This is a genomic window from Mucilaginibacter sp. GW822-FHT03E02 (assembly GCF_058801545.1).
This window is the reverse complement of the sequence record NZ_JBXANJ010000001.1, coordinates 3,673,347-3,698,182: the sequence shown is the minus strand read 5'-3', so window position 1 is coordinate 3,698,182 and position 24,836 is coordinate 3,673,347. Positions and strand designations below refer to the sequence as shown.

The window sequence follows — 24,836 nt, the reverse complement described above, 5'->3', positions numbered from 1 at the left end:
TCGAAAACAACGGAATCGATTTCGATAGTGGAGAATGCAAAGCTTGCAATTTTGGAACTGTGCCATCATAGCGAGCCTGCTACACGTATGAAAAGTCCACAGAAACTAACCTGAAGACTTTTATTATATTAACAATGTTGGAATTATAGATCTGCCAACCCATTCGGAAACATTCCTTTTGCTACTTTGATCATATCCAAAGCTTCGCGCAATAGCTTGATCTTACCATTTTCGGCGACAAGTCTGCCCATATATAACTGAGGGTATGGCCTTCCGGTCGAGTTCACAGTTGCATTAACTTGATATTCGCCGAATGCCTGCTCCGGGGTATCGATATGAATTTGAATATTCTTAAATTTGAAGTCTGCAAACGTGTTCGGCAAATTCTTAAGGAAATTATAAATTACCTCTTTACCGGTCATTTGGGAATTCAAACCCAAACTTGCAAGGTAAGGGAGCTCTATGATGGCGTCTTCGGCAAAAAGCTCAATGGCTTTATCAGGGTTATCTATATTTTCCAGGTATCCGAGTAGTAATTCTTTAGCTGTTTTCATTGCTTTAATTATTAAATTGTTCTTGATCGTTGATTAATGGTTGTTATAAATCAGTTATTGTATTTAGCCAGCCATTTTGCTTTAATAACAGCTCTGGCATCAATAAATTCCTGGTCGGTGCCTTGTGCTACCGCATCCAATGGGAAACGTAACGGACGTGAACCTTTTTTCATTTCAACCAGCTTTAGTATACCGTCTGCAATGGTCTGGGGATCCATCTTGAATTCAGCCATTTTACTGAATAATGCGGTACCCATAGCATTGAATTTTTGTGTAGCCGCGTCTCCGTATTCTGCAACGATGGCTGCTTTGTCTGCATGTACACCTGCTTTGCTGCCGTTGTTCATTTCTGTGGGATATACCCCTGGCTGGATGCTCACATTTTCGATACCGTATTCACTCAATTCATCCTGCACCCCTTCTGTGATACTTTCGACACCGAATTTAGATGCTAAATAAGGGATCATAAATGGCAGGGTATGTCCGCTTGCTCCCGAAGTGATATTAATTATCAAACCGTTTTTGGCTGCGCGCATGCTGGGCAGCACTGCCTGGTAAGTGCGAAGCACTCCGTAGAAATTTACTTCGAACATATTTTTTACCTGGTCTATAGAGTAGCCTTCCAGTAAACCGAAGCCGGATACCGCGGCATTATTGATCAGTACGTCGATATGGCCATATTTGGTCAATACCTTTTCAAAGGCTTCTTTAACTGAATTGTCGCTGGTTACATCTATTTCAACCACTTCAATATTTGGCAAGGCTGATAATTCTTTTGCTGCGGCTTCATTACGTCCGTTTATGGCGCGCATACCGGCCACTATACTGTGTCCTGCTTTTGCTAAAGTAATGGCAGTTAATTTGCCAAATCCGGTGCTTGTTCCTGTGATAAAAATTGTCTTTGACATGATCTTTAATTGTTTAAATGTTATTGCTTATTGAACAATACAAAGTTGCAGAGACCGAAAATTCTGCACATTGACATATCGTAAGAAAGAAATTGATATATGTCAATAAAAAATGGACATTGGGCAGCCGGAAATAAATGCGAAACAGGTAAGAGGAGTTATTTTTTAGCCGACAGGCTACGCACCCGGCTTAAGGTTTCGGGGGTGATACCAAGATAAGATGCGATCATGCTTTGAGGTATCCGGGTGGCAAAACCCGGATATTTATTCAGAAAATTCAGGTATTTTTCTTCGGCAGTGTAACTGATGGCGGCCTGGATACGGTTTTGTGAGTTAGCAAAGCTTCTCTGTAGGATATTGTTTATCATATCATTAAAAGCAGGTATTTCTTTGCAGGCTAAATTGAAATTAGGGTCGGTAAATAAAACCACTTCGCTGTCTTCAACCGCATCGATATTATATTTGCTTGGCTGGTTGAAGGTCAGGCTTTCCTTGTCGCCGATCCACCAATTTTCTATACCGAAATAAATGATGTGCTCCAACCCCTTTTCATCAATGGAATAAGTGCGCATACAACCTTTTGTAATGAATGCATGATATTTCCAGGTATCGCCTTCCTGTAGTAAGTACTGCTTTTTGCGCAGTTTTTTAATGATACTAAGGGCCCGAATACGCTCAGACTGCTGCTCGGTCAGAGAAATCTTAGTATCAATGTATTTTTTAAAAACCTCGAACATGTTTTGATTAATTGCCTAAAAATAGTAAGAATTTAAGTAAAAATACCTTGTATGTACTTGCCATTTTATTATATCCGGGCGTGTTGTATGTCCAACATTTCACTATAAAATTAAGAATTCGGTATTTCCTACGGTCCATAGATTTAACGCAAATGCATTCATTATTTGAATTTTATTGACCCCTATAATACGAAAAAACTCCACAAGTAAAAGAACCACCAAAGAGCTCAAACCCATATACTTCAGGTCTGTGCTTTGTTGAATATTGTTGCCATATAATCTATTATTATTTCTTCATTTTATTCAAAAACACTAAGTCCGTTTCATTTTGAATACTATGAATTGAATTAAAAAAACAGATATCCGACTCGGATAACATCGGAGCATTTTGCTTTTGGTTACTCCCACCTTTGCTATGTAATTCTCAAAATACAGAATTACATAAACATGTATTTACAGCAATTTAGAATTATGTAATATGGCAAAGATCATCACCATTGCCCACCAAAAGGGTGGCGTAGGAAAAAGCACGATGGCAATAAACCTGGCATTATGCTTCCAGGACCAATTAAAAGTTGTATTGATCGATTCGGATTTACAAGGGATCATACACTAACCAATTGATTGCCATTTAGTTATCGTTAATTTGTGGCTAAATTAGTTATTAGAAACAGGCCCCGAATAGGGGATCAAGCGGAATTCTTGTGGGGGGGGATAAAAAGTTAGGCATAGATATTAGCAAGTCTGAATAAGAAGAAAGAAGTATCCCTTACACCTCTTAAAGTAGCTCTGAAAGCCTTGACTTTAGCGTTGAAAGATTCTGCAGATGCGTTGGTACTCTTGTTATCGAAGAAGTTTAAGATAGATTCATAATGCGTTTTTACAGATCTGGCAACAGTTTTAAAAGCATCAATACCTGCGTCTTCTACATCATTATACCAGATTGCCAGTCTTTTAAACGCCTGCTGCTTGTCTTTACAGATAGTGAAAATCTGCCCCAGCCGGATTGACAGGTTGTAGGCTTTGAGCAACAAGGGATACCTTGGAAACAACAAATCAGCTCTTTCTTTCTGTGATACGGTCCATTTAGATGGGTGTTTAAATAGTAGATACCTGCTTCTGGCCAGTAATTGTTTTAAAGTATCCCCGTTGCTAAATACTTCAGGCTGATAGCTTTGCTTGTTCTTTTTAGCGTCCTCTATTGCTTTGTTCTCTTGCTCTAATGCTTCCCAGCGATATTTGATCCTAGCTTCCTGTGCAGCATCATAAGCCAGCTTTTGTACATGGAACCGGTCAACAACCCGCACAGCATTATTGAAACACCTGCGGATAGCTTTGATCATGTTAGCAGCCATATCCATCGTCACTTCCTTAACTTTATTCCTTTTACGGACAGGTATTCGCTCCAGTACAGCCATGATCTGTTCGGCCTGTGTGCCTTTGATCATCGCTACGATAGCCTTTTTACCCCCTTTGGCTGCTTTATTGGTAACAATGGTATACAGTTCTCCGTTGCTCAAGGCGGTTTCATCTATACTAAGGTAAGGGCCTATATTATCTGCAAACAGCATCCACTCCTCTGCATGCTCTTTCTGGCCCCAGCTCTGAAAATCACTCAGGTGATCTTTATATTGCTGACCGAGCTGCTTGCCGTCCACCTGATATAACTTGCCTAATAAATGGCTGCTAATAGGATGATTATCCAAATATACCTTTTAAAAAAGTGCCGAATTCTGTTGTCATTCGCGCACCTTTTCTTACTAAATCCCAGTCTCTTGTGATGATCTCTCCACTTGTTTTTACTTCCCACCTGCGTCTTTTGATACAAAGAGCTACTTTATGACCGCGGATGGGAAAGTCCTGTATAGCTGTTTCCGGTAAGAAACCTTTTGATTCAAGTTGTGCCTTTTCATACCCCGATGGAGCGAGGTTCTTTTCTTCCAGGTAAATGTTTAGCTGCCCATTTTCTGAAGAATTAACATTTATAAGCTCAAAATATGCTAAGATACCTTCTGGTAAGATTAAACGGACAAGGGTTTCGTATGCTGCTGACAAGGGTATTCGTATTTGTTATTCCTGCCGCAAAACAAATACTTTTTTTATTCGCCCACAACTTTTCGGACTGATCCCGAATAGGTCACCTGGGTGAGTTATAAAACCTGAGTAGTTATGCGATTTTTTGAGCAAAAAAAAACGCTTAAACCAGATGATTTAAGCGTTTAAAAAAGATTTGAGGTCTTTTTAGCGGAATGGACGGGACTCGAACCCGCGACCTCCTGCGTGACAGGCAGGCATTCTAACCAGCTGAACTACCACTCCGTTTGGGTCTGCAAATATACGCACCATTTTGGTTTACACAAGTGGTTTTTTAAAAAACATTGGCTTAATCGCTTTTATTAGCTGTTTCGACTGTTTCACAATGATAGGCACGGCCTTTTGTTTCGCCATAACTATCTCAATATCAAAACAAAAAGGAGCTGACCTAATGGACCATCCTTTTTAAAATTTTCTTAAAATTTATTTTTTTATTTTACCTCAAAGCTAAAATACTGGGCGCCGGCGTCGCCTTCTTCGCTTATTCCCTGCACGGATACAACGTATTTTCCCTTCTGATCCGAAGTATAAAAGGATACCTGACCCTTTCCAACCGTATTTGTATTTACATCTGGTGACCAAAACAACAGGCTCCTAAAGTCGGGCACACGACTGTTGGCCGCCTTTTCGGTATCATAAACCGGTGAATAAAACTCGCGTTTTAACTGTAAGCCTTCGTAGTCTAAAACCACGGCATGGGGGTCTATCTCTACGCCTCCAAGGTCCCCTTTGTATGTGGTAAAGCTAAATATCCCTTCGTTTACAGTGGGGCCGTAAAAATATCTGTCTCTTACTACCTCAAGCTTTCTCACCTTCAACGGATCAATTGCCATCACTTTATCAATATTAAATACGGGCACATCATCAAGCAAAACAATAGGGTCGCCGTCTAAAAACCCTTTTTCGTTCAAGACTTTAATGTGGTACCGCCCCCTGGAGCGCACTATATTGTCTTCCCTCACATACTCGCGCAGCACTTCTTCCATTGTGGTAAAGCGGGTGTAGTTATCCAGCAGATAGGTTTTATAGGGCTGGGCAAAAAAGCCGGCGCTATCTACACCCGGATCGTAAAACCGTTTGATTTTATTAATAGCATATATGTTTTGCACCTGCATACCCAGGCTATGCTGCTCTATGGCCTTTTGCAAATCGGCAGACAAGATTAATGGAGCTATCGTACGTTTGCTGTATTGCTCCGAAAACGGGCTCAAAACATCAATCCGGTAGGTTGAATCTTTCTCCGAATTAGTTTGGGCAACTACTTCGCCCGGACCAAATAACTGCTTGGTATTAAATACAAGGTGCCCCAATGAATCACTTCTGGAGGCATACAATTGTACCCTTTTGCCTGGCACACTCAAATAAGCTACGATATCCTTTGCGGGCGCGCCTGTTAGCGTGTTGGTTATTTTCGCGTTTATCAAGTGGTCGTTATACTCCGGTAAAAAAATAAATGACTGCGGCCCGCTATTTACAATATTATTCCACTGGAACCTGCGCCAGCCCTGCGATAGCATCAGGTTATCGATAGCGGCATCAGCTTCGGCATTTTGATTTTTGAAATAATAGCCTGCCGATTCTATATTGCCTCTCAAATCCGATCGAAGCCACAGGTAGTTAAATATATCATCAGCATCCATTTGCTGCAATGAATCGACGCGGTAAACAGAAAGTGATAAATTTGCCAGCACAGCAGTTCCTTTTGCCCCTTTGGTACCCACGTTAATATTTACTTTTTTTCGTGTCGCATATTGAGGCTGATCGGCAGCCGCATCTATTTGTAATAGCTGTTTGGGGCGTTTAAAATAAAGCCGCTCACATACCGGCTGTTTAGCGCTGTTAAAAATAGTTATATGCGATACCCCTTCGCCCAGTTTGCTTTTATCGATGTTAAACGTAGCTACTCCGGAGTTAAGCGAAGCGCTCAAAGCGGCTTTAACCAATTGCCTGGTGTGCGCAAAAAGGAATACTTCGCCGCCACCAGTGTTACTGTTTACGGTAACCTGTAAGTTAAGTCCGTTATCTTTTAGCTGCATTACATAGCCCTGATTGCTAACCAATGGCAATTCCTTAACCAATTTATTACCCTGGCTGGTTTTAACAATGGCCTTATAGCTGTTATTTGCTGCTGGCGTAAATGTAAAACTGCCTATACCAAACTTTAGGGGCTCAAAACGCGCTACCGTATCGTTATGCTGATCAATAACAGCACCCCGGTATACCGCCACACCATTGCCATTTGGCGCGGTAACTTTAAAGGCCACCTTACTGTTTAAGCCGGCTACAAGGCTACCTCCTTCGGGAAAAAATTGCAGGTCGTAAGCAGCAGCAGTTTCTTTTGCCGGGGCGTCCGGCGACTTCAATGGATTTACAATGGTAATGTTCTTTTCGAAATAGTAATCGGGGCTGAAATTTTTCATCCAGTTGGTGTACGCCCGCAGCGTATAATTTCCGTTGCTTACCGATACAGGGATGTATAGCGAGCCATTACCGGTGCCATAACTCGTGGCTATTTTGGCCTGCATAATGGCATTGTGGGCGTTATCTATAACGTCAACATAAACCACCTTGCTCAAGTTTAATAATTGATGAAAGGAGGCATCAAGGCTATAAATTTTAAACCAAATAATTTCGCCCGGCAGGTACACGCTTTTATCGGTATGTACATATATTTTTTCCTGCACATTGCGCTGCCGGTATTGGTTAAAGCCGCTTTTTACCTGCTCAATTACCTGTGCAAAGCCCACTGTTTGTGCAAGCAATAAAATCAAACCCGACGAGACTATAATTTTAGTAGTTCTGTTGTGTGTTCCCATAGCTAAAAGCTGGTTTGTTTAATATTATGTAAGCGGCTTTCCATTGCCATTATTGTTTCTGTTTGAATGCTATGGCTTCCAAAATGGGGGAGGTAATAACTTCCCTCTTATCCGGCAATCGGTACATTCAACTGTTGAATATGTATAGCCAATTAAGACATTCATATTTACAATTGACGAAACCGGTATTGCATTACCGTCAATTATAATTAGCTGCACTTCGCGCTGCATTGTTTTAGGGTTATAAAAAAGCGCTGTATCTGCCGAACAATTGTATGGATAAACAGGGTACCACTCTGCTGGTAACTGATTATTGTTGATAAAAATCCGTTTGCGCTGAATATTGGTAATGGTTACGAACCCGATAACCGGCTCATTAGGGTTGGTTATACTGTGAATATTACCCTGCAGCTGGGATGGCTGGGCATCAAAGATACTTCCCAGTTGCTCGGTGTTTTTCCGGATGTTTTCCCAAAACTCATATGCTTCTTTTGTTAAGCCGTACTGGTTTAATAAAATGGAGTACCGTATCGAAAGTTTCTCGGCCGTAGAAGGTATTTGTATTATCGGGGTTTGGAATATAACATCTGAGCTCAGCTTGGCGGATGATGCTATAACCGTGTTACTTGAGGTATCGCCCGTATAACAATAATACATCGCTTCATTCTGCCTTCTGGTCCTTACCCCTTTAGTATCAGAATCCACAATAAAGCCCGATTCATACCGGGCATGAAACTTCCATGCCTCCGCATAATCCCAGCGGTAATAGCGTGTATTATTAGTTGCATCATGGGTATTAACATAAATGTTAAGGTTGTTGCCCTTGGGTGCAAAACCGATGCTGTCAATAGGAGGGGTCTTTTTCACCGCGATGTAGTCAGAGGCGTACTCCTTACTATTGCCCGAAATATGTAGCCGGTATTTCTTTGTTTGGTCAAGGGTTAGTACTGCCGATGAGGCGTATTTTCCACTTTGACCGGGCACCTCTTTCAATTCGGCAATAGTTGCACCGCCTTCATCCTGAATATTAACGGTATAGCCCGCCAGTCGCGATGTTTTTACATTATCACCAAGGTTCACGGTCTCGCTAAGCTTAATCACGGTAACGCTATCGCCTACATCAATTACTCCTTCTACCACCATGTAGTGGTTGGGGCTGCTTACAACCGATGGGTTATAGGGCTTTTTACACCCCCCGGCTATTCCGCCAAGCAACGCCAAAAACAATATATATTTACGCTTAATCATATTATTAATTATTTCCAAAATTGAGGAGGTAGTGACTTACCCCTTATCCGGCAATCAGCACATTCTCTTGAGGAATACGTGTAACCAATTAACACGTTCTTAACTATGATAGCCGAAATTGCTACTCCCCCCCCATAATTTATAATTGACATTATTTCGCTTAGTTTGGCGGTGTCTGCCTCGCAGTTGTATGGATAAACAGGGTACCAATCTGTCGGCAACTGACTGTTATCGATAAAAATGCGTTTCCGCTGTACGTTTGTTATAATCATAAACCCAATAACTGGCTCGGCAGGGTTAGATATACAATGGATGTTACCCTGCAACTCCGACGGTTGAGCATCAAATATACTCCCGAGCTGTTCTGTATTTTTCCTGATATTTTCCCAAAACCCATAGGCCTCTTTTGTTAAAGCATACTGGTTTACCAAGATAGAATATCGTATAGAAATTTTCTCGGCGGTAGACGGCATGATGGTTACCGGTGCCTGGTATATGACATCAGAAGTTAGCTTTGCCGAGGATGCAATAACTGTTGCGCTTGATATATCGCCTGTGTAACAATAGTAAACGGCCTCATCCGGCGTTCTGGCCCTAACTGCATTTGTGGACTGGTCACCAATAAAGCCCGATTCATATTTGGCATGAAATTTCCAGGCCTCGGTGTAATCCCAACGGTAATAGCGCGTATTATTGGTTGCATCATGAGTATTAACATAAATGTTTAGGTTGTTGCCCTTTGGCGTAAAGCCAACGCTATCAATAGGAGGTGTTTTTTTGACCCCAATATAGTCTGATGCGTATTCTTTGCCACCGCCTGAAATATGCAGCCTGTACTTCTTTGACTGATCGAGGTTTAACGGCCCTGCCGATGTGTACTTTCCATCCTGCCCGGGTATCGGCTGCAATTCGGCAACAATGGCTTTTGCCTCATCCTCTATGGTTATCGTATAGCCGGCCAACGCCGATGTTTTTACATTATCGGCCAGATTCACGGTTTGGCTAAGTTTAATTACCGTTACACTATCGCCAACATCAATAACCCCTTCTACCACAAGGTAGTGGTTTGGGCTGCTTACTACTGATGGATAAAAAGGTTTTTTACATCCCACTATAGTCAAACCCAATACGATTAAATATGCTATATATTTATTCTTTGTCATTCTTATTATATTACTTGTAAAAAGAGCGTGCTCTTTTGTTTACTTATTTTGTCATTAAAACTCCCAATAAGGTGGCGCCGTTGTTTTTCCTTTTAATGTGCAATCGGAACATTCAACTGATGCGGCTTTATAACCAATTATCTGCCCGGTAAACGGATTCAGTATAGCTTCCAGGGGATTCAGATGAAGCTTAATAATAAAAAGTTCAACGTCATTCTCCCCGTCATTATTTAACAAGTAGCCCAGTTTTTCGCACAAACCGTCGTCAGGAACGTACCAGGTATAAGGCACACTGTGGTTATCAACAAAAATGCGTTTGCGCTGTGTTGTGCTTATGCTTACAAACCCAATAACCGGTTCATCGGGGTTTGTTACGTTATGAATATTTCCCTTTAACTGCGAGGGCTGCGCATCAAATATGCCTCCCAACTGTTCAGTGTTTCTTCGGATGTTTTCCCAAAATTGGTATGCTTCTTTTGTAAGCGCATACTGTTTTACCAGGATACTGTATTTTATGGTGAGTTTTTCTGACGATGGCGGCACCACGGTAATCTGAGTATTGACAATTACGTCCTGCGTCAGTTTTTCTGATGATGCCAAAATGGTATTGGCCGATTTATCGCCCCGGTAACAATAATAAACCATCTCATCTTCCCGGCGTGGCACTATTTCACCGTTTTTTACAATCAATCCCGAGTTAAACCGGGCGTGAAACTTCCAGGCCTCTTCATAGGCCATCCGGTAGTAACGGGTACTATTAGTAGCATCATGGGTGTTTGAATTGATTTGCAGCCCGCTCGGCGTCACTTTATAAGTTACACTATCGATAGGAGGGGTTGGTTTAACAGGCACATAATCTGATGCGTATTCCTGCCCGCCGCTTGTTCTGATATGCAGGCGATATTTTTTTGTTTTATCAAGGTTTAACCCCATAGCAAGGTAGCGCCCGGCCTTAAATTCGTCTAACGAATAGCTTGTGCCTCCCTCACTTTCAACTGTTAAGCGGGCATTGGTTTCCGTTGCCAGCGAAGTGGTATCTGAAAGGTGCACAGTGTTACTCACAGTAATAATCGTCGAATCGGCGCCGGGGTCAATAACGCCTTCAACTACCAGGTAACTACCGGCGGCCGATACGGGGTTTGGCGCATAAGGTTTACGACAGGCCGGCGTGGTTGCGGTAAGTAATATCAAATAAACCATATAGTTGCCCCCCCTGCACATATTGTTTAAAACCTGATGTTATAGTTGATAAACGGAATTGGCCTGGCAAAAATAGACAGCTTGTACCCGCTTATTATACCTCCCTGTTCGGTAAAATAGGTAGAGTATGCATTTTGTCTGCCGGTTAAATTATACACCCCTATGGTGAACGAGTTGTGTGTACGCTGATGTACTTTGTGATTACCCTCAATGTTCATTGAAAAATCTGAACGGAAGTAATCAGGGATGCGGTACTGGTTCCTGTCAGAATAATATACTCGTTCCGATCCGCCGTACTCATATTTTGCCACCGGCAATGTAATAGGCCTGCCGGTGCTATAAGTAACATTTAACGATACGCTAAACCTGTGCGAAAAGCGGTAATTGCCTATGAAGTTAAAAGCATGCGGCTTATCAAAATTGGCCGGATAGTATGAGCCGCCATTAATCAGCTCGCCCTCATTAGGGTTGGTTTGTCTTAAAAAAGTACGCGAGTAGGTGTAGGTTATCCAGCCATTGGCCTTACCTGTGGTTTTCTTCAGCAAAAATTCAATACCGTAAGCTTTGCCTTCGGTACCCAATACGTCGTTTTCAATATGGTGGTTTAATACCAGGTTGGCGCCGCTGCGGTAATCCAGGTAGTCTCTTAGCCTTTTATAATAAATTTCGACAGACGTTTCGATGGTGTTTGCCTTCATGTTGTGGTAAAGGCCAAGTGATACCTGGTCGCCGTATTGTGGCTTAATATTGGGGTCGCTCAGCTGCCAAACATCGGTGGGGGCAATGGCTGTTGTGTTTGATAATAAATGAATGTATTGCCTTAACGTATTGTAACCACCCTTTAAAGAAGTATTATCGCCCAGCTGGTAACGAGCCGACAAGCGGATCTCGGGCCCCGAATACGTTTTAATGAACTTCCCACTGCTGTAATTGGTACTATCAAGCAGATTGGAGCTTGTTTTTGGTAAGTTGGGAGCGTAGTTGTAAACCAGCTGTGGCCCCAGAAAATTATAAATAGAATACCTGATGCCGCCGCTTACCGAAAAGTCTTCGGTAAAATCGTATTTATCGCCAAGATATAAAGCGCTTTCTAAAGCCTGTTGTGCCGGGATTACATCAGGCGCAACTAATGACTTGGGGCTATTGGGCTGAAAGTTGCCGGGATGAAGCTTATAAAAAATAGAGCTTAAGCCAAAATCGATGGTGTTTTTGCGGTTGAGGTAATAGGTAAAATCCGCTTTAAAATTGGTTTGGTTAATGTCGAAATTAAGCTTGTAGGCGTTAACCGGGTTATCATAGCTGGCAATATTATATTGATACCTGTCTATCCCTGCGCCTATTACACTAAACAGCTTATCGTTAAAATTATGCTTCCATTTAATATTGGCGTTGCGGTTGCTGTAGCCGTAAGATGTATCGCTGTTTAACTTAAATTTATCTTTGCTCAGGTAGGTTGTTACATAAATATTGTTCTTCTCATTTATCTGGTGACTGATATCCAGGTTCAAATCGTAAAAGGATGCCTGGCTGTGTTTATAGGCCTCGGGCAGCAATTTCAACAACCAATCGGAGTAGGTGGTACGGCCGCCAAATGAAAACGAGGTTTTATCTTTAAAAATAGGCCCCTCTATATTAAGTCGGCTGGTTATTAAACCAATGCCCGCCGAGCCTGTAAATTTCTTTTTATTTCCTTCGCGATTGGTAACATCCAATACCGACGACAGGCGTCCGCCAAACTTTTCCGGGATACTGCTTTTATAAAGTTCAATATCTTTAACGATGTCGGGGTTAAATGACGAGAAAAACCCAAAAAAATGCGATGGGTTATATATTGTGGCATCATTCATTAAAATAAGGTTCTGGTCGGCCGACCCGCCGCGTACGTTAAAGCCGGTTGTGGCCTCGCCTACTGATTGTACGCCAGGCAGTGTTAATACAACCCTTAATACATCGGCTTCGCCAAATACGGTTGGCACCTGTTTAATGCTCTTGATGTCGAGCCTGTTTACGCCCAATTGTACGTTACGTACATTGGCAACTTTCTCGGCCGATATTTTTACTTCTTTCAGGCTGGTAACCTGTTCTTTCATTTCTATAATCAGCTTACCGTCAGAGTAAAGTACAATTTGCCTGCGGGTATCACGCATGCCAAGGCCACGGATACTCAAAATCTGGCGGCCTTTGGGCAGACTAATGGTAAAATAGCCAAACTGGTCAGTCGCTACACCTGTTTTGGTATTGGTAACAAAAATACTCCCCCCGATTACCGCCTCGCCAGATTTACTATCACGAACATAGCCAGATAGCGTTGCATTACCGGCGCCAATCGTGTTCGTTTTATTCCCAATTTCATATAATTTATTTTCTGTAGTTGCCTCCGGAATAACTTTTTCTTTTTGATCGGTAAATTCGGCTACAGTTGTAGTTGCGTTGTTCTTTACGGTTTCCGAGCCCGGTTTAATTCCAAAAAAGCCGGAGGCAAGTGATGGTTGTATTTCGCGGCCTTTGGTCAAAAACACCTGGCCATCTGCGGTTATCGCGTAACGAAACACCGTGTTTTTGAATGCCGCATCAAGCACGGCGTTAACCGGTTTATTATCTAACTTAACGGTTACCTTTAAACTATCAAATAAGGCGGGTTCATAATAAAAGTGATAGCCGGTTTTGGCTTCAATGTCGGTAACAAACTGCTCAATAGTGGCTTGTTGTACGTTTACGCTTATTGTTTTAACCGCCGCTTGCTGGGCATTGCCAACCTTCATCAGGATCAAAAAACAAAAAGTAAAAAAGTAAATTTTTTTCATTCGCATATTTATTTCTCGCAATACCTGGCAAAGGTTTTAACAGACGTCTTTTAGTTAAATACTACAACATATATAAAAAGCCCTTTATTTCGATAACTGGTCGTACCGCGCGGCTATTAAAGACATCGCTTTTTCCGGGTTATCATTAAACTTAATTTTGTTGGCCCTTATATACTGCTGTAGTTCTTTTTTCTTGTCCTTCAATGCATTCAGGAAAGCGCCTTGCCCGCCTGTACTATAATAATTGCTGCCCTTTTTTAAATAGTAATGCTTTTTGGCTTCGGTAAAAAAAGTTTCGAGTGTAGTTTGTGTTGATATGCTTTGAATGCTTTTTGTCCACCTAATTAATACCTGCAGGTTGCCACTGTATACCTCCTCATACACGCCGCTGCTTATTGATGATGCAAGGTTTGTTGAATCGGCCGCGACGTACACAAAGTGATGGTTAAGTAAATCAAAGCTCTGGATCCTGGAGTTTAACAACGAGTATTTAGAAAAACCGTTATACAGCAAGGTTACAACCAGATCTTTATTGATGTCGTATATCAATGGCACATTGGAATAATATATCCCATCGTAATTGACCGTACCGCGTTTAAACTCGTTTACGTCTAAGAAAAACGCGTTCCCTTTTATTAGCGGATCATAAAACTCATATTCGGGACCGTTATAAAGACGTGACATTTGCCCTATAGAAGTATTATAACCGTCAACTGCGTGGGCAATGGCAATTTTTTGCATGGTACTATCGTCGGTTACCGTTTGTCCAAAGGCACGGCCACTTAAATAAATGAAGACGATAAAAAAGCACAGGAGAGGTTTGTTTATCATTTAGGTTTTATAAAAAGGAAATGTACATCACTTTTAATTAATAATCAAACCGCTCAGCCCAAAAGGCCTGCTACATTAATAATGTATTGATTATGTTACAATTGCAAATACAACAATATATTACGGAAGTATTAAACTGATTGAAACAAGGGTTGTTAAATATTTATATACCCAGCGATGGATGATGCTTGCCGGTTGCATCCATACCTATTCTAATAAAAGCTACATCGCCAGGGCACATATTGCAAAACAAGTTGGTTTTCTTTTCATAAAGGCTTTCAGTAAGATTAAGTTTTTTGGTTGGCCAAAAGTATACACCAATATTAATGGACACAAATAATAATATGGAACATTTGTTAAACAATAGGGGGGCATATGTTAAAAAGAGGGGGGGTATTGGGACTTTACGTTCCGCGGCGGGCATATTCGGCAGTGACCGTTTATCGGCCGCCGATCGCCGGGCAAAGGGTTAGCTGGGATGATTTCCGGGTTTGGTTTGCGATACTCACATACACGGTCTGTCATGAGTTAACGCTTCCCGCTATCGGGAATTAACCGGATTTTATCTTTGTTTGAACTCCGGGCGCATCAATAAAAAAGGGCCAATCTTCAACAGATTGGCCCTTGTATTTTTAAGGAAGCTGATGTTATGACAACTTCCGTTTAACTTCCACATTTTCGTAAGCTTCAACAATGTCACCTACTTCAATATTATTAAAGTTCTGGATGTTCAAACCGCACTCGTATCCGGTTAATACTTCTTTAACGTCATCTTTAAAGCGTTTCAGTGAAGCCAGCTCGCCGGTGTAGATAACCACGCCATCACGAACGATACGGATTTTGCTGTTGCGGTTAATTTTACCATCCAGTACCATACAACCTGCAATGGTACCCACCTTGCTGATCTTGAAGGTTTCGCGGATCTCCACATTTGCAACAATCTTCTCTTCAAAGGTTGGTGCAAGCATACCTTCCATCGCTGCCTTAATCTCGTTAATGGCATCGTAGATGATAGAGTACAACCTGATGTCAATCTGCTCAGCCTCGGCAAGTTTACGGGCACTTCCCGAAGGACGAACCTGGAAACCAATGATAATCGCATCTGATGCAGAAGCCAGCAATACGTCGGATTCAGAGATCTGACCCACCGCTTTAGATATAATATTAACCTGTATCTGCTCAGTAGATAGTTTCAATAATGAATCTGATAACGCCTCGATAGATCCATCCACGTCGCCCTTAACAATAATGTTAAGTTCCTTAAAGTTACCAACTGCCAAACGGCGGCCAATTTCATCAAGTGTAATGTGTTTCTGCGTACGTAAACCTTGCTCGCGTTGTAATTGTAAACGCTTGTTGGCAATTTCACGTGCTTCAACTTCACTTTCCAGTACGTTAAATTTATCGCCCGCTGTTGGCGCACCCTGCATACCCAATACCTGTACCGGTGTTGATGGGCCAGCCGATTCAACTCTTTGGCCACGCTCGTTAGTCAATGCCTTAACACGACCGCTGTAGCAACCTGCTAAAATAGGATCACCTACTTTTAAACGGCCTGCCTGTACCAATATAGTGGTTACGATACCGCGGCCTTTATCTAATGCAGCCTCAATAACGGTGCCTACAGCGCGTTTATTAGGGTTGGCCGTAAGTTCAAGTAATTCGGCTTCAAGCAATACTTTCTCTAACAGCAGTTCGATATTTAAGCCGGTTTTAGCCGATATCTCCTGTGTTTGATATTTACCGCCCCACTCTTCAACCAAAATATTCATGGCCGATAGTTGCTCGCGGATCTTATCCGAGTTAGCGCCTGGCCTGTCAATTTTGTTGAAAGCGAAGATGATTGGTGCTCCTGCAGCCTGCGCGTGGTTTATGGCCTCACGGGTTTGCGGCATCACGCTATCGTCAGCGGCAATTACAATAATTACAATATCTGTTACCTGTGCACCCCTTGCACGCATGGCGGTAAACGCCTCGTGACCCGGTGTATCCAGGAATGTTATTTTTCCTTTATTATCCGGCAAGGTTACTTCATAGGCGCCAATGTGCTGGGTAATACCCCCGGCTTCGCCCCCTATTACGTTTGTTTTGCGGATAAAGTCAAGCAATGATGTTTTACCATGATCCACGTGACCCATGATGGTTACGATAGGAGCACGGGGAACTAAATCTGCCGGATCATCTGGCTGGTCAAGGTTGGCCTCTTCATCCTGTGGCTTCACAAATTCAACCTGGTAGCCAAACTCGTCGGCCACAATGGTTAATGTTTCTGCGTCAAGCCTTTGGTTGATAGATACGAACATACCCAGGCTCATACAGGTAGATATAATCTGGGTTACAGATACATCCATCATTAATGCAAGCTCATTAGCAGTTACAAACTCGGTAACCTTTAAAACTTTCGATTGCAATTCCTGCTCCATTGCCAATTCATCGGCACTGGCGGCAACGTCATCGCGTTTTTGACGGCGGAATTTGGCCCGCTGTGCAAATTTGCCCGACTTACCGGCACCGCTTAAACGGGCAAGTGTTGCTTTAATCTGGTCTTGTATATCTTTTTCTGACGGTTCTTCCTTAGGACCGGTATTTTGCGGCGCATTGTTACGGTTGCCTCTGAAATCAGGGCGGTTTCCACCACCTCCTCCTTGCTGAGGGCCTCCGTTTCCTGGTGCACCATTACCCCGGTTCCTGAAATCCGGACGGTTAGGGTTAATAGTACCGCCACCTGATGGGGTATGCGGAGGATGGTTGCCGCCACCGCCTTGCTGGTTTTGCGGATGATTACCACCGCCACCTTGCTGCGGATTGCCCTGGCTATCTTTACGTTTTCTTTTGCGCTTATGATCGGCGCTGTTTGAATTTGATGAAGATGCTATAGGGTTACGCTTAGGCGCATTAACCGGCAATTGTATTTTACCAATAATATTAGGGCCTGTAAGGCGCTCTGCCTTGGCCCGTATTACGTCATCATCGCCATCTGCCGGGGTTTCGGCCGGGGTTTCAACAACCGGGGCTTGTACAACAGGTGGTTTTGGCGCCTCTACTTTGGGTTCTTCTACCTTTGGTATTTCAACAACAGGTGGTTTTGGTGCTTCAACTTTAGGAGTTTCGGCAACAACCGGTTTTGGTGTTTCAACAACAGGCTCTGGTTTTGGTGTGTCTACTACGGCCGGCTTTTCGGCAACAACCGGTTTTGGTGCTTCCACAACAGGCTCTGGTTTTGGCGCTTCAACTACAGCTGGCTTTTCAGCAACAGGCTGTGGTTTCGCGTTCAGATTATTAAGGTCAATTTTCCCAATTACCTTAACTCCGGGCAATACATCACTGCGCTCCTCGGTTTTAACCGGGGCAGCAGGGGCAACAGGCTCAACCGGTTTCGGTTTTTCGGTCTGTGGTGCGGTATATTGGCCGGCATTTTTGATCAGTATCTCTTCGTTCTCAAAATCGCGCGAACGGCGATTTTCGATTGGTTTTTCAGGCAGCGGCGCAGTTTCCTCTTTCCTTATCTTACCGATACTGATCTGCTTGGCTTCCTCTTTAATACTTTTATCAAAGGCAAATTCCTTCAACAATGCGTTGTACATGTCGCCATTTAGCTGGGCCATGGGGTGCTTGTCAACCTTATAGCCTTTAGTCGCCAAAAAATCGACAATGGTACCCATACCAATGTTGAGCTCTTTTACCGCCTTAATTAATTTTATTGATTTGTCTTCTGACATTTATTATATTTTCTCTGCTAATTATCGCAAAAATACGATTTTAATTTTGGTTATTATGCTTATTCAAACTCAGCATTCAATATTGATAGCACTTCTTTTACCGTTTCTTCTTCCAGATCGGTACGTTTTACCAACTCGCCAACAGTTAAAGCCAATACCGATTTTGCTGTATCTAAGCCAATGCGCTTAAACTCATCAATAATCCAGCTATCAATTTCATCTGTAAATTCTTCAATATCCACATCCTCATCATGCTCATCGGCCTCGCGGTAAACATCTATCTCATAGCCGGTTAACTTACCAGCCAGTTTAATATTGTGACCACCACGACCGATAGCTAAAGAAACCTGGTCGGGCTTTAAGTAAACGGCTGCTGTTTTTTTCTCATCATCTAATTTAATAGACGTGATTTTGGCAGGCGACAATGCACGCTGAATATAGAGTTGAATATTGTTGGTGAAGTTAATCACATCAATATTTTCATTTTTCAATTCGCGAACGATACCATGTATACGTGAACCCTTCATACCTACGCAGGCACCAACCGGGTCAATACGATCATCGTATGATTCTACTGCAACCTTGGCCCTTTCGCCCGGCTCGCGTACAATTTTTTTAATGGTGATCAAGCCATCAAAAATTTCGGGCACTTCCAGTTCAAACAAACGCTGTAAAAACTCGGGTGCCGTACGCGAAATGATAATTTTAGGATTGCTGTTCAGCATATCTACTTTATGTACAACAGCTTTTACGCTATCGCCTTTTTTAAAGTAGTCGGCCGGTATCTGCTCTGTTTTTGGAAGCAACAACTCATTGCCTTCATCATCAAGCACCAGGGTTTCTTTTTTCCAAACCTGGTAAACCTCGCCGGTAACAATTTCGCCAACGCGATCTTTATATTTTTTGAAGATCTCGTCTTTTTCCAGTTCCAGAATTTTTGAAACCAGTGTTTGGCGTGCCGCTAAAATAGCACGGCGGCCAAAGCTTTCCAGGGTAATTTGCTCAATTTGCTCATCGCCTACTTCCAAATCCGGATCAAACAACTTTGCTTCGGCCAGCTCAACCTCCAGGTCATCATCTTCACTAAACCCATCTTCCATAACCTTACGGGTGCGCCAAATTTCTAAGTCACCGTTGTCGGTATTAACAATCACGTCGCAATTTTCATCTGTGCCGTATTTTTTCCTGATCATGCTTCTGAAAACGTCTTCCAAAACGCTCATCATGGTTGGGCGGTCAATGTTCTTGAAATCTTTAAATTCCTGAAAAGAATCAATTAAATTAATATTGCTCATTTTCTACTTGAATGATATTAAAACTTTTGTTTCTGTTATTTTATCTAATGGGATAACGCTCTCAACAGTTTCGGCCTTTTTCCCTTTTTCTTTTATTTTTTCTTCAATTACAATGGCATCCTCGGTTAATGCCGATAAAACGCCCTCCCGTTTTGCGCCATCGGCCATCTTGATGCCCAACGTGCGCCCAACATTCTTGGCATATTGCCTTGGCGACGAAAGCGGAAAATCAATCCCCGGTGATGATACTTCCAGATTGTAGGCGGTTTCGATTACGTTTTCTTCCTCTAAATGGAAGCCCACATGCCTGCTCACGGCCACACAATCATCAATGCCCACACCCTCATCGCCATCCAGCAACACAATGAGCTTTCCGTTTGAGTGCATTTTAACATCCACCAAAAACAAATTCGGCTTATCGGCTATCTTCTCTTCTACCAGTTCCCTTACTCTTTTTTCAATGTTCATTACCCGCCCGTTTTTGATTGATAATTTTTAATTGATAAAATAAAAGAGGGGGCTATTTGCCCCCTCTTTTATTAATTGACTGCAAATATAATCAAATTTATTAATTTTTCAACTATCAAACAGGGTTATTGCTTAAAAATCAAATCTGTATAGTGCAAACTGCCCAGTTTGTTTTTTCCTAATATAAAATCCGAGGCTTTGCTGTTAGCATCGTATTTATAGTAGCGTACAAAATAAGTTTGCTGCGCGATAAAAGGTGTATCGGGCGTAAACATTACTACGCTATCTGTAACCACATACTTGCCCGGTTGTATGGGCTGATAGTTTTTCAGGTCGGTATCGGCGGGCATTTTGTAAACAGGCACCAGGCTTTGCCAGTTACCATCAGTTGAATCGCGGTTGATATCCTGAACAATCAGCGGATCGAGGCCGGTTATTTTGAGGGAATGTTTATCGGGGGTAAGGTTTATTTTGACTTGCCGGATTTCAGTTTTGTTGCCGGTACAGCCAAATACCAGAAATATAAAAAGCGGAAACATTTTTATCCCCTTTGCCTGTTGCGATTTTGTTTCGGTTTTCATTTTATGACAATTTGTAATTTTCAGATTTTCAGACAGATGCAGTTTTGTACTGTTTCACCTGTTGCGCAACGCAACAGCTTCGGGCTTCAACGTTTGCTCAAACAGTTTATAAATCCGTTTATACTCATCCGTCCAGCTGCTGGGTTGTTCAAAGGCGTGGTCTTCTACGGGGTACGATGCCAGTTCCCAGTTTTCTTTATGCAACTCAATTAGCTTCTGGGTCAGGCGAATGATATCCTGGTAGTTCACGTTCTGGTCTATCATACCGTGCAGCATCAATAAATTGCCTTTTAAGCCATTGGCAAAGTAAATGGGCGAGCTTTTGCGGTAGGCCATTTCGTCGGTAAAAGGTTCGTTCAAAATGTTGGAGGTATACTCGTGGTTGTAATGTGCCCAATCGGTAACCGAGCGGATAGCACCACCTGCAGCAAAAACATCCGGTTCGGTGAACATGCCCATCAGCGTAATAAACCCGCCGTATGATCCGCCATATAAGCCAACGTGTTTGGGGTTTACGCCATATTTATCTATTAAGTACTTTACACCATCAACCTGATCTGTCAAATCTTTGCCGCCCATGTGGCGATAGATGCCAGTACGCCAGTCGCGGCCATAGCCCGCGCTTGCGGTGTAATCAACATCCAACACGGTATAGCCGTTATCCGCCAGCATATTGTTAAACATAAATTCGCGGAAGTAATAGCTCCAGGAATACGTTACGTTTTGCAGGTAGCCTGCACCATGCACAAATACCACAGCCGGTTTTGCGGGGTCTGCCTTTTTGGGCAAGTACAAACGGGCGTAAACATCGCTGCCATACCTGTTTTTAAAGGTGATAATTTCCGGCGCACGCCATGGGTACGATTCGTATTCTTTGCTTATGGATTTGGTAACCTGCACCGCCCTGGCACCGGGCTTATTGGCCTGCACATATAGTTCCCATGGTTTGTTGGAATAGGAGTAGCGGATAGCCAGCCATTTTTCGTCGGGCGATAGTGTTACATCGTTGCCGCCTTTTAAGCCTGTGATTTTTGTTGGCGTACCACCATCAACCGGCAGGCTGTAAAAATCCGTTAACCCGGGATGGTCGATATTAGCGGTGAAGTAAACCCTTTTTTTATCGTTGGATAGCTGCAGGGTTTGCACTTCCCATTTACCACTGGTAATTTGCTTTTTTACACCGCTATTAACATCAACTACATAAATGTGCGAATACCCGCTGGCCTCGCTCTGAAAATAGAAATGATCGTTATCAATAAAACCAACGTTCCCCGCCGCCGAGTTTTCAATTCCGGGACCACCAATCCAGGCTTCATCGCGCTGGCGGTCGAGCAGGCTAAGTTTGCCGGTAAGGGCGTCCAATCGCATAATCCAGCGATCCTTATTATCCTGGGCTGATATTATCACTATGGCATTGGCCGAGTTTTCGCTCCAGAATACGCCTTCGATAGTTACCTGCCTGTCGGCATTAGCCTTTTTATAAGCCTCCTGCTCCTTTGGGTAGTCTTTTAAATAATCCGGCGCGTCTTTAATGCCCGGCAGGTCTGATGTTTTTATCCGGTAAACGCTATCGCGCTGCCTGTCGTAAATAAACGTTTCGGATGTTGATGATGGGCGGCCCACTTTTGACCGGTTGGGAATATCCTCCGTGAAGCCCGATTCGGTTACATAATTAGGAACGATGGCATTTTTAACATCGTCTGCTGGTTTTGTGAGCCGGTAAGTAACAAAGCGCTCATCGGGACTAATTTTAACCCGCTCAACCCGTTTAGCTCCAAAAACCAGTTCTTTCAATCCCTTCGGCACTAAATCTGCTCTTTCGGCCGAGTCTTGTTTTTTCTCTTTCTTCTCCACCTTAACAATATCAAACAACTCCTGCTGCTGCCTTTTAAGCCATTTTTCTTCTTCGTTAAGTTCATCGATGCCCTTTTTACTTTTTGATTTAACAAAATTAGTTAGCTGCTCCAACCCATTTCCGTTAAGCTTCATCGAGAACAGGTTACTGCCTTGCGAAAATATGATTTGATTTTCATCGCCATTAAAAACAGGTGAATTTTCCCGCTCCTCCGTATGGGTAAGCTGGGTTATTTTGCCCAATTTGAGGTCCTCTAAAAATAGGTCTCCATTTTTTTCAAAAACTTTTTGGGTTCGCTTTTTATTCCAGGTACCGTTTTCGGCTGGCAAGCTGCGCTGATCGGCGATACTCACTTTTTGAGGCGCTGTGTTAGCCGGGGTAATGGCAAACAATTCGTCGGGCCCTGTTTTATCGATGTTCCACTTAAAAAGAATTTTTTTGCTGTCATCGCTCCAATGAATATCTGACGGTGATACACCAATCCACTTTGGGTCGCGCATAATTTTTTCGACAGTAAGTGTATCCAGTTTTTGGGCAAAAGCTGCTGTGGTATTGGCCAGCAATAATAGGGTAATAATTTTTTTCATGAGTCAGTCTTAAATCGCGCAATAAATTACACGCATGCAATTTAACAGTTTGGGTTTGGTTTGCTAATTTTAGGCGTTTTATTGTTACAAATGGAAATTAAAGGAGACGGTTTTATTTTAAGGGAATTGCGGTTGACGGATGCCGAACCGCTGCAAAAGCATGCCGATAATCCCGAAATCATCAATGCCCTTTTTGATCGCTTTCCATCACCATACACCCTTGCCGATGCCATCGATTTTATCCGGCGTAGAATAGCCGACATCGTGCAAACCAAATTCGCGATAGTTATTAACGGCGAACTTGCCGGCGTAATCGGTATTGATTTAAGGGACGATATTTACCGCAAATCCGCGCTAATTGGATATTGGCTGGGCCAGGAACATTGGGGAAAAGGCATAATGCCAAAAGCCATAAAACTGGTAGTTGATTACGGGTTTGCCAGCCTGGATATTGTAAGGCTGCAGGCAGGGGTATTGGGCAATAACCCAAAATCGATGCGGGTATTGGAAAAAGCGGGGTTTGTAAAAGAAGCTATCTGCAAAAATGCCATTATTAAAACCGGCCTTATTTTAGATGAGCATTTATACGCTACACTTAAGCCTTCTGTCTAATTTACAAACCTACCCGATAAATCCACCGTTCGGGCAAAAGGGTTTAAAAACTGGTTAACCAATATAGCAAACTCCCTGCGGGTTATCGGCCGGTTAACATCAAAATCCGATTGGAATTTATATTGATTTTTCCAGGCTTTGGCCATGGAGATGTGCAGCGTTTTAGGATCCGTTAATGTTATCTCACTTATAAGCGATAGTGTGTTTTCTACTGTAAATTCCGGCTTGGGTTTTTCCCTGTTAAACCATAAAAATGTACGGGTATAAATATCATTTAATACCGGCTCAATCTCGGCTGTATTTACTACAGAATCGGGCATAAACACCATCTCCGGAGTATTCCTATCCAATTTTTGCACCCCCTTTAATAACCCGGTTGCCGCAACCTGTTGCACCGACCTAAAATAACGATCGTTTTGGTTTACATCGGCAAATGGAAGCAGGTAGCTTTTAAAATCTAACAGTTCGCCCTGCACGGTGCGTGCGTTCAATTTGTGGGTGTTAGTTTTAAAAAATGCGCAAAATGCCGCGGCTGCGCCTGCGCCCTGGCCCAGCATAAGTTGGTTGGGCAGGTATTGTATATCATCTTCAGGAAAAAGCTTGCCTGTAACTAACAGGTTCTCGGCTCCCGGAGCCACAATAGCGCTCAGCGGAATACAATATGATGGCAGTTGCGGGTAGCTGCCGGAAGGGCTTATTTTGTCCCCATTTTGCCCCGGATAGCCATCGCCTGTTGCAATGCTGGTTCGGTATGTGGCCGATTGATGATTATCGGCCATTAAATCAAACGGTTTAAAATTGATGCTCAATTTTTCGGCTATTGCAGCATTTGGTGTGGCATCTATAATCAGCTTTGCTTTTATTTGTTGCGATTTTGCATCCTGGCTAACAGTTACCACCCAGCCGTCCCCATCTTTTTTTACCGAGCTAACAATAGTATTTAGTTTTATGGTTAGATTTTTAACCGTATCGGCCATTTTTTTTATAATAGCCGCTCCGGTGTATGGCTCTAAGCCAAGTGGGGCATTATACGTGGTGTCATACCCTGGTGTTTTTTTGTAAAACACTGTCACCCATTTTCGGAATTCGCCCCAGATACCTGATTGCAGGTTACGCCCGTTACCGATAGTTATCATTGTTTGAGCCTGCATTGATGGGCATAATTGCGGGCCAGCTTCAACCAATACTGCTTTAATTTTGCTGCGGGCTCCCTGTATGGCCGCCGAGGCGCCGGCAGGACCACCGCCAATTACAAGGATATCGGTTTTAATGGTTTGGGCATATGTAAAGGAGCATTTTAACAGCAGCAGTACTAAAAACAGTTTTTTTATCATCGTTTTAACTAACACGTACAGAACGCTAAT

At 42.8% G+C, this 24,836-nt stretch carries 19 protein-coding genes and 1 tRNA gene; 2 read left to right on the top strand and 18 right to left on the bottom strand.

The window, feature by feature from the left end; all coding sequences use genetic code 11:
- Positions 1-143: 143 nt before the first annotated feature.
- The 3 genes from AC1RM2_RS15335 to AC1RM2_RS15325 form a co-directional block, all read right to left on the bottom strand.
- Positions 144-554, bottom strand: coding sequence for a nuclear transport factor 2 family protein (locus AC1RM2_RS15335; protein ID WP_492986067.1), 411 nt, complete (start codon positions 552-554; stop codon positions 144-146).
- A 50-nt stretch (positions 555-604) separates the two neighbouring features.
- Positions 605-1,462, bottom strand: coding sequence for an SDR family oxidoreductase (locus AC1RM2_RS15330; RefSeq protein ID WP_492986065.1), 858 nt, complete (start codon positions 1,460-1,462; stop codon positions 605-607).
- 158 nt (positions 1,463-1,620) lie between these two features.
- Complete coding sequence (locus AC1RM2_RS15325) at positions 1,621-2,199, bottom strand: Crp/Fnr family transcriptional regulator (protein WP_492986063.1); 579 nt, start codon at positions 2,197-2,199, stop codon at positions 1,621-1,623.
- 478 nt (positions 2,200-2,677) lie between these two features.
- On the opposite strand from AC1RM2_RS15325, the gene AC1RM2_RS15320 reads away from it, so the two are divergent.
- A complete protein-coding gene (locus AC1RM2_RS15320; protein ID WP_492986061.1) occupies positions 2,678-2,815 on the top strand; it encodes a ParA family protein in 138 nt (45 codons plus the stop codon).
- A 106-nt stretch (positions 2,816-2,921) separates the two neighbouring features.
- Here AC1RM2_RS15320 and AC1RM2_RS15315 read toward each other — a convergent pair whose 3' ends face one another.
- From AC1RM2_RS15315 to AC1RM2_RS15250, 14 genes are all read right to left on the bottom strand, one after another.
- Positions 2,922-3,905: an ISAon1 family transposase gene (locus AC1RM2_RS15315; protein WP_492982900.1), complete on the bottom strand. Its 984-nt coding sequence runs from the start codon at positions 3,903-3,905 to the stop codon at positions 2,922-2,924.
- Positions 3,898-4,254, bottom strand: a complete 357-nt coding sequence (locus AC1RM2_RS15310; protein WP_492982898.1) for an ISAon1 family transposase N-terminal region protein — start codon at positions 4,252-4,254, stop codon at positions 3,898-3,900. Before AC1RM2_RS15310 ends, AC1RM2_RS15315 begins: the two co-directional genes overlap by 8 nt.
- A 190-nt stretch (positions 4,255-4,444) precedes the next feature.
- A tRNA-Asp gene (locus AC1RM2_RS15305) sits at positions 4,445-4,518 on the bottom strand.
- A 206-nt stretch (positions 4,519-4,724) separates the two neighbouring features.
- Complete coding sequence (locus AC1RM2_RS15300) at positions 4,725-7,109, bottom strand: MG2 domain-containing protein (RefSeq protein ID WP_492986060.1); 2,385 nt, start codon at positions 7,107-7,109, stop codon at positions 4,725-4,727.
- A 69-nt stretch (positions 7,110-7,178) separates the two neighbouring features.
- Positions 7,179-8,357, bottom strand: coding sequence for a DUF4249 domain-containing protein (locus AC1RM2_RS15295; RefSeq protein WP_492986059.1), 1,179 nt, complete (start codon positions 8,355-8,357; stop codon positions 7,179-7,181).
- Between the two features lie 8 nt (positions 8,358-8,365).
- Positions 8,366-9,520 carry a DUF4249 domain-containing protein gene (locus tag AC1RM2_RS15290; RefSeq protein WP_492986058.1) on the bottom strand — a complete coding sequence of 385 codons (1,155 nt, stop codon included), beginning with the start codon at positions 9,518-9,520 and terminating at the stop codon, positions 8,366-8,368.
- Positions 9,521-9,574: 54 nt separating this feature from the next.
- The gene (locus tag AC1RM2_RS15285; protein ID WP_492986057.1) at positions 9,575-10,720 is read right to left on the bottom strand and encodes a DUF4249 domain-containing protein; all 1,146 of its coding nucleotides are present in this window, start codon (positions 10,718-10,720) and stop codon (positions 9,575-9,577) included.
- 26 nt (positions 10,721-10,746) lie between these two features.
- On the bottom strand, positions 10,747-13,524 hold the full coding sequence (locus AC1RM2_RS15280; RefSeq protein WP_492986056.1) for a carboxypeptidase-like regulatory domain-containing protein: 2,778 nt from the start codon (positions 13,522-13,524) through the stop codon (positions 10,747-10,749).
- A gap of 84 nt (positions 13,525-13,608) precedes the next feature.
- Positions 13,609-14,355 (bottom strand): hypothetical protein, encoded by a 747-nt coding sequence (locus AC1RM2_RS15275; protein WP_492986055.1) that lies wholly within the window; start codon positions 14,353-14,355, stop codon positions 13,609-13,611.
- A 647-nt stretch (positions 14,356-15,002) separates the two neighbouring features.
- The gene (gene infB / locus AC1RM2_RS15270) at positions 15,003-18,074 is read right to left on the bottom strand and encodes a translation initiation factor IF-2 (protein ID WP_492986053.1); all 3,072 of its coding nucleotides are present in this window, start codon (positions 18,072-18,074) and stop codon (positions 15,003-15,005) included.
- A 59-nt stretch (positions 18,075-18,133) separates the two neighbouring features.
- Positions 18,134-19,369 carry a transcription termination factor NusA gene (gene nusA / locus AC1RM2_RS15265; RefSeq protein ID WP_147054170.1) on the bottom strand — a complete coding sequence of 412 codons (1,236 nt, stop codon included), beginning with the start codon at positions 19,367-19,369 and terminating at the stop codon, positions 18,134-18,136.
- A gap of 3 nt (positions 19,370-19,372) precedes the next feature.
- Positions 19,373-19,837 carry a ribosome assembly cofactor RimP gene (rimP, locus tag AC1RM2_RS15260; RefSeq protein WP_492986052.1) on the bottom strand — a complete coding sequence of 155 codons (465 nt, stop codon included), beginning with the start codon at positions 19,835-19,837 and terminating at the stop codon, positions 19,373-19,375.
- A 125-nt stretch (positions 19,838-19,962) separates the two neighbouring features.
- Complete coding sequence (locus AC1RM2_RS15255; RefSeq protein WP_492986051.1) at positions 19,963-20,418, bottom strand: hypothetical protein; 456 nt, start codon at positions 20,416-20,418, stop codon at positions 19,963-19,965.
- A 54-nt stretch (positions 20,419-20,472) separates the two neighbouring features.
- Entirely contained in the window at positions 20,473-22,860 is a 2,388-nt protein-coding gene (locus tag AC1RM2_RS15250) for a S9 family peptidase (protein WP_492986050.1), read from the bottom strand.
- A gap of 90 nt (positions 22,861-22,950) precedes the next feature.
- On the opposite strand from AC1RM2_RS15250, the gene AC1RM2_RS15245 reads away from it, so the two are divergent.
- Positions 22,951-23,472: a GNAT family N-acetyltransferase gene (locus AC1RM2_RS15245; protein WP_492986048.1), complete on the top strand. Its 522-nt coding sequence runs from the start codon at positions 22,951-22,953 to the stop codon at positions 23,470-23,472.
- Here AC1RM2_RS15245 and AC1RM2_RS15240 read toward each other — a convergent pair.
- On the bottom strand, positions 23,469-24,806 hold the full coding sequence (locus tag AC1RM2_RS15240) for an FAD-dependent oxidoreductase (RefSeq protein WP_492986047.1): 1,338 nt from the start codon (positions 24,804-24,806) through the stop codon (positions 23,469-23,471). The genes AC1RM2_RS15245 and AC1RM2_RS15240 overlap by 4 nt on opposite strands.
- Positions 24,807-24,836: the final 30 nt, after the last annotated feature.

Bases quoted from the DNA above. Each gene is read 5' to 3' on its own strand.
- AC1RM2_RS15245 (WP_492986048.1), top strand. From the start codon at position 22,951: ATGGAAATTAAAGGAGACGGTTTTATTTTAAGGGAATTGCGGTTGACG.
- rimP (WP_492986052.1), bottom strand. From the start codon at position 19,837: ATGAACATTGAAAAAAGAGTAAGGGAACTGGTAGAAGAGAAGATAGCC.
- AC1RM2_RS15280 (WP_492986056.1), bottom strand. From the start codon at position 13,524: ATGAAAAAAATTTACTTTTTTACTTTTTGTTTTTTGATCCTGATGAAG.
- AC1RM2_RS15300 (WP_492986060.1), bottom strand. From the start codon at position 7,109: ATGGGAACACACAACAGAACTACTAAAATTATAGTCTCGTCGGGTTTG.
- AC1RM2_RS15275 (WP_492986055.1), bottom strand. From the start codon at position 14,355: ATGATAAACAAACCTCTCCTGTGCTTTTTTATCGTCTTCATTTATTTA.
- AC1RM2_RS15290 (WP_492986058.1), bottom strand. From the start codon at position 9,520: ATGACAAAGAATAAATATATAGCATATTTAATCGTATTGGGTTTGACT.
- AC1RM2_RS15285 (WP_492986057.1), bottom strand. From the start codon at position 10,720: ATGGTTTATTTGATATTACTTACCGCAACCACGCCGGCCTGTCGTAAA.
- AC1RM2_RS15295 (WP_492986059.1), bottom strand. From the start codon at position 8,357: ATGATTAAGCGTAAATATATATTGTTTTTGGCGTTGCTTGGCGGAATA.
- AC1RM2_RS15335 (WP_492986067.1), bottom strand. From the start codon at position 554: ATGAAAACAGCTAAAGAATTACTACTCGGATACCTGGAAAATATAGAT.
- AC1RM2_RS15325 (WP_492986063.1), bottom strand. From the start codon at position 2,199: ATGTTCGAGGTTTTTAAAAAATACATTGATACTAAGATTTCTCTGACC.
- AC1RM2_RS15240 (WP_492986047.1), bottom strand. From the start codon at position 24,806: ATGATAAAAAAACTGTTTTTAGTACTGCTGCTGTTAAAATGCTCCTTT.
- AC1RM2_RS15250 (WP_492986050.1), bottom strand. From the start codon at position 22,860: ATGAAAAAAATTATTACCCTATTATTGCTGGCCAATACCACAGCAGCT.
- nusA (WP_147054170.1), bottom strand. From the start codon at position 19,369: ATGAGCAATATTAATTTAATTGATTCTTTTCAGGAATTTAAAGATTTC.
- AC1RM2_RS15320 (WP_492986061.1), top strand. From the start codon at position 2,678: ATGGCAAAGATCATCACCATTGCCCACCAAAAGGGTGGCGTAGGAAAA.
- infB (WP_492986053.1), bottom strand. From the start codon at position 18,074: ATGTCAGAAGACAAATCAATAAAATTAATTAAGGCGGTAAAAGAGCTC.
- AC1RM2_RS15330 (WP_492986065.1), bottom strand. From the start codon at position 1,462: ATGTCAAAGACAATTTTTATCACAGGAACAAGCACCGGATTTGGCAAA.
- AC1RM2_RS15255 (WP_492986051.1), bottom strand. From the start codon at position 20,418: ATGAAAACCGAAACAAAATCGCAACAGGCAAAGGGGATAAAAATGTTT.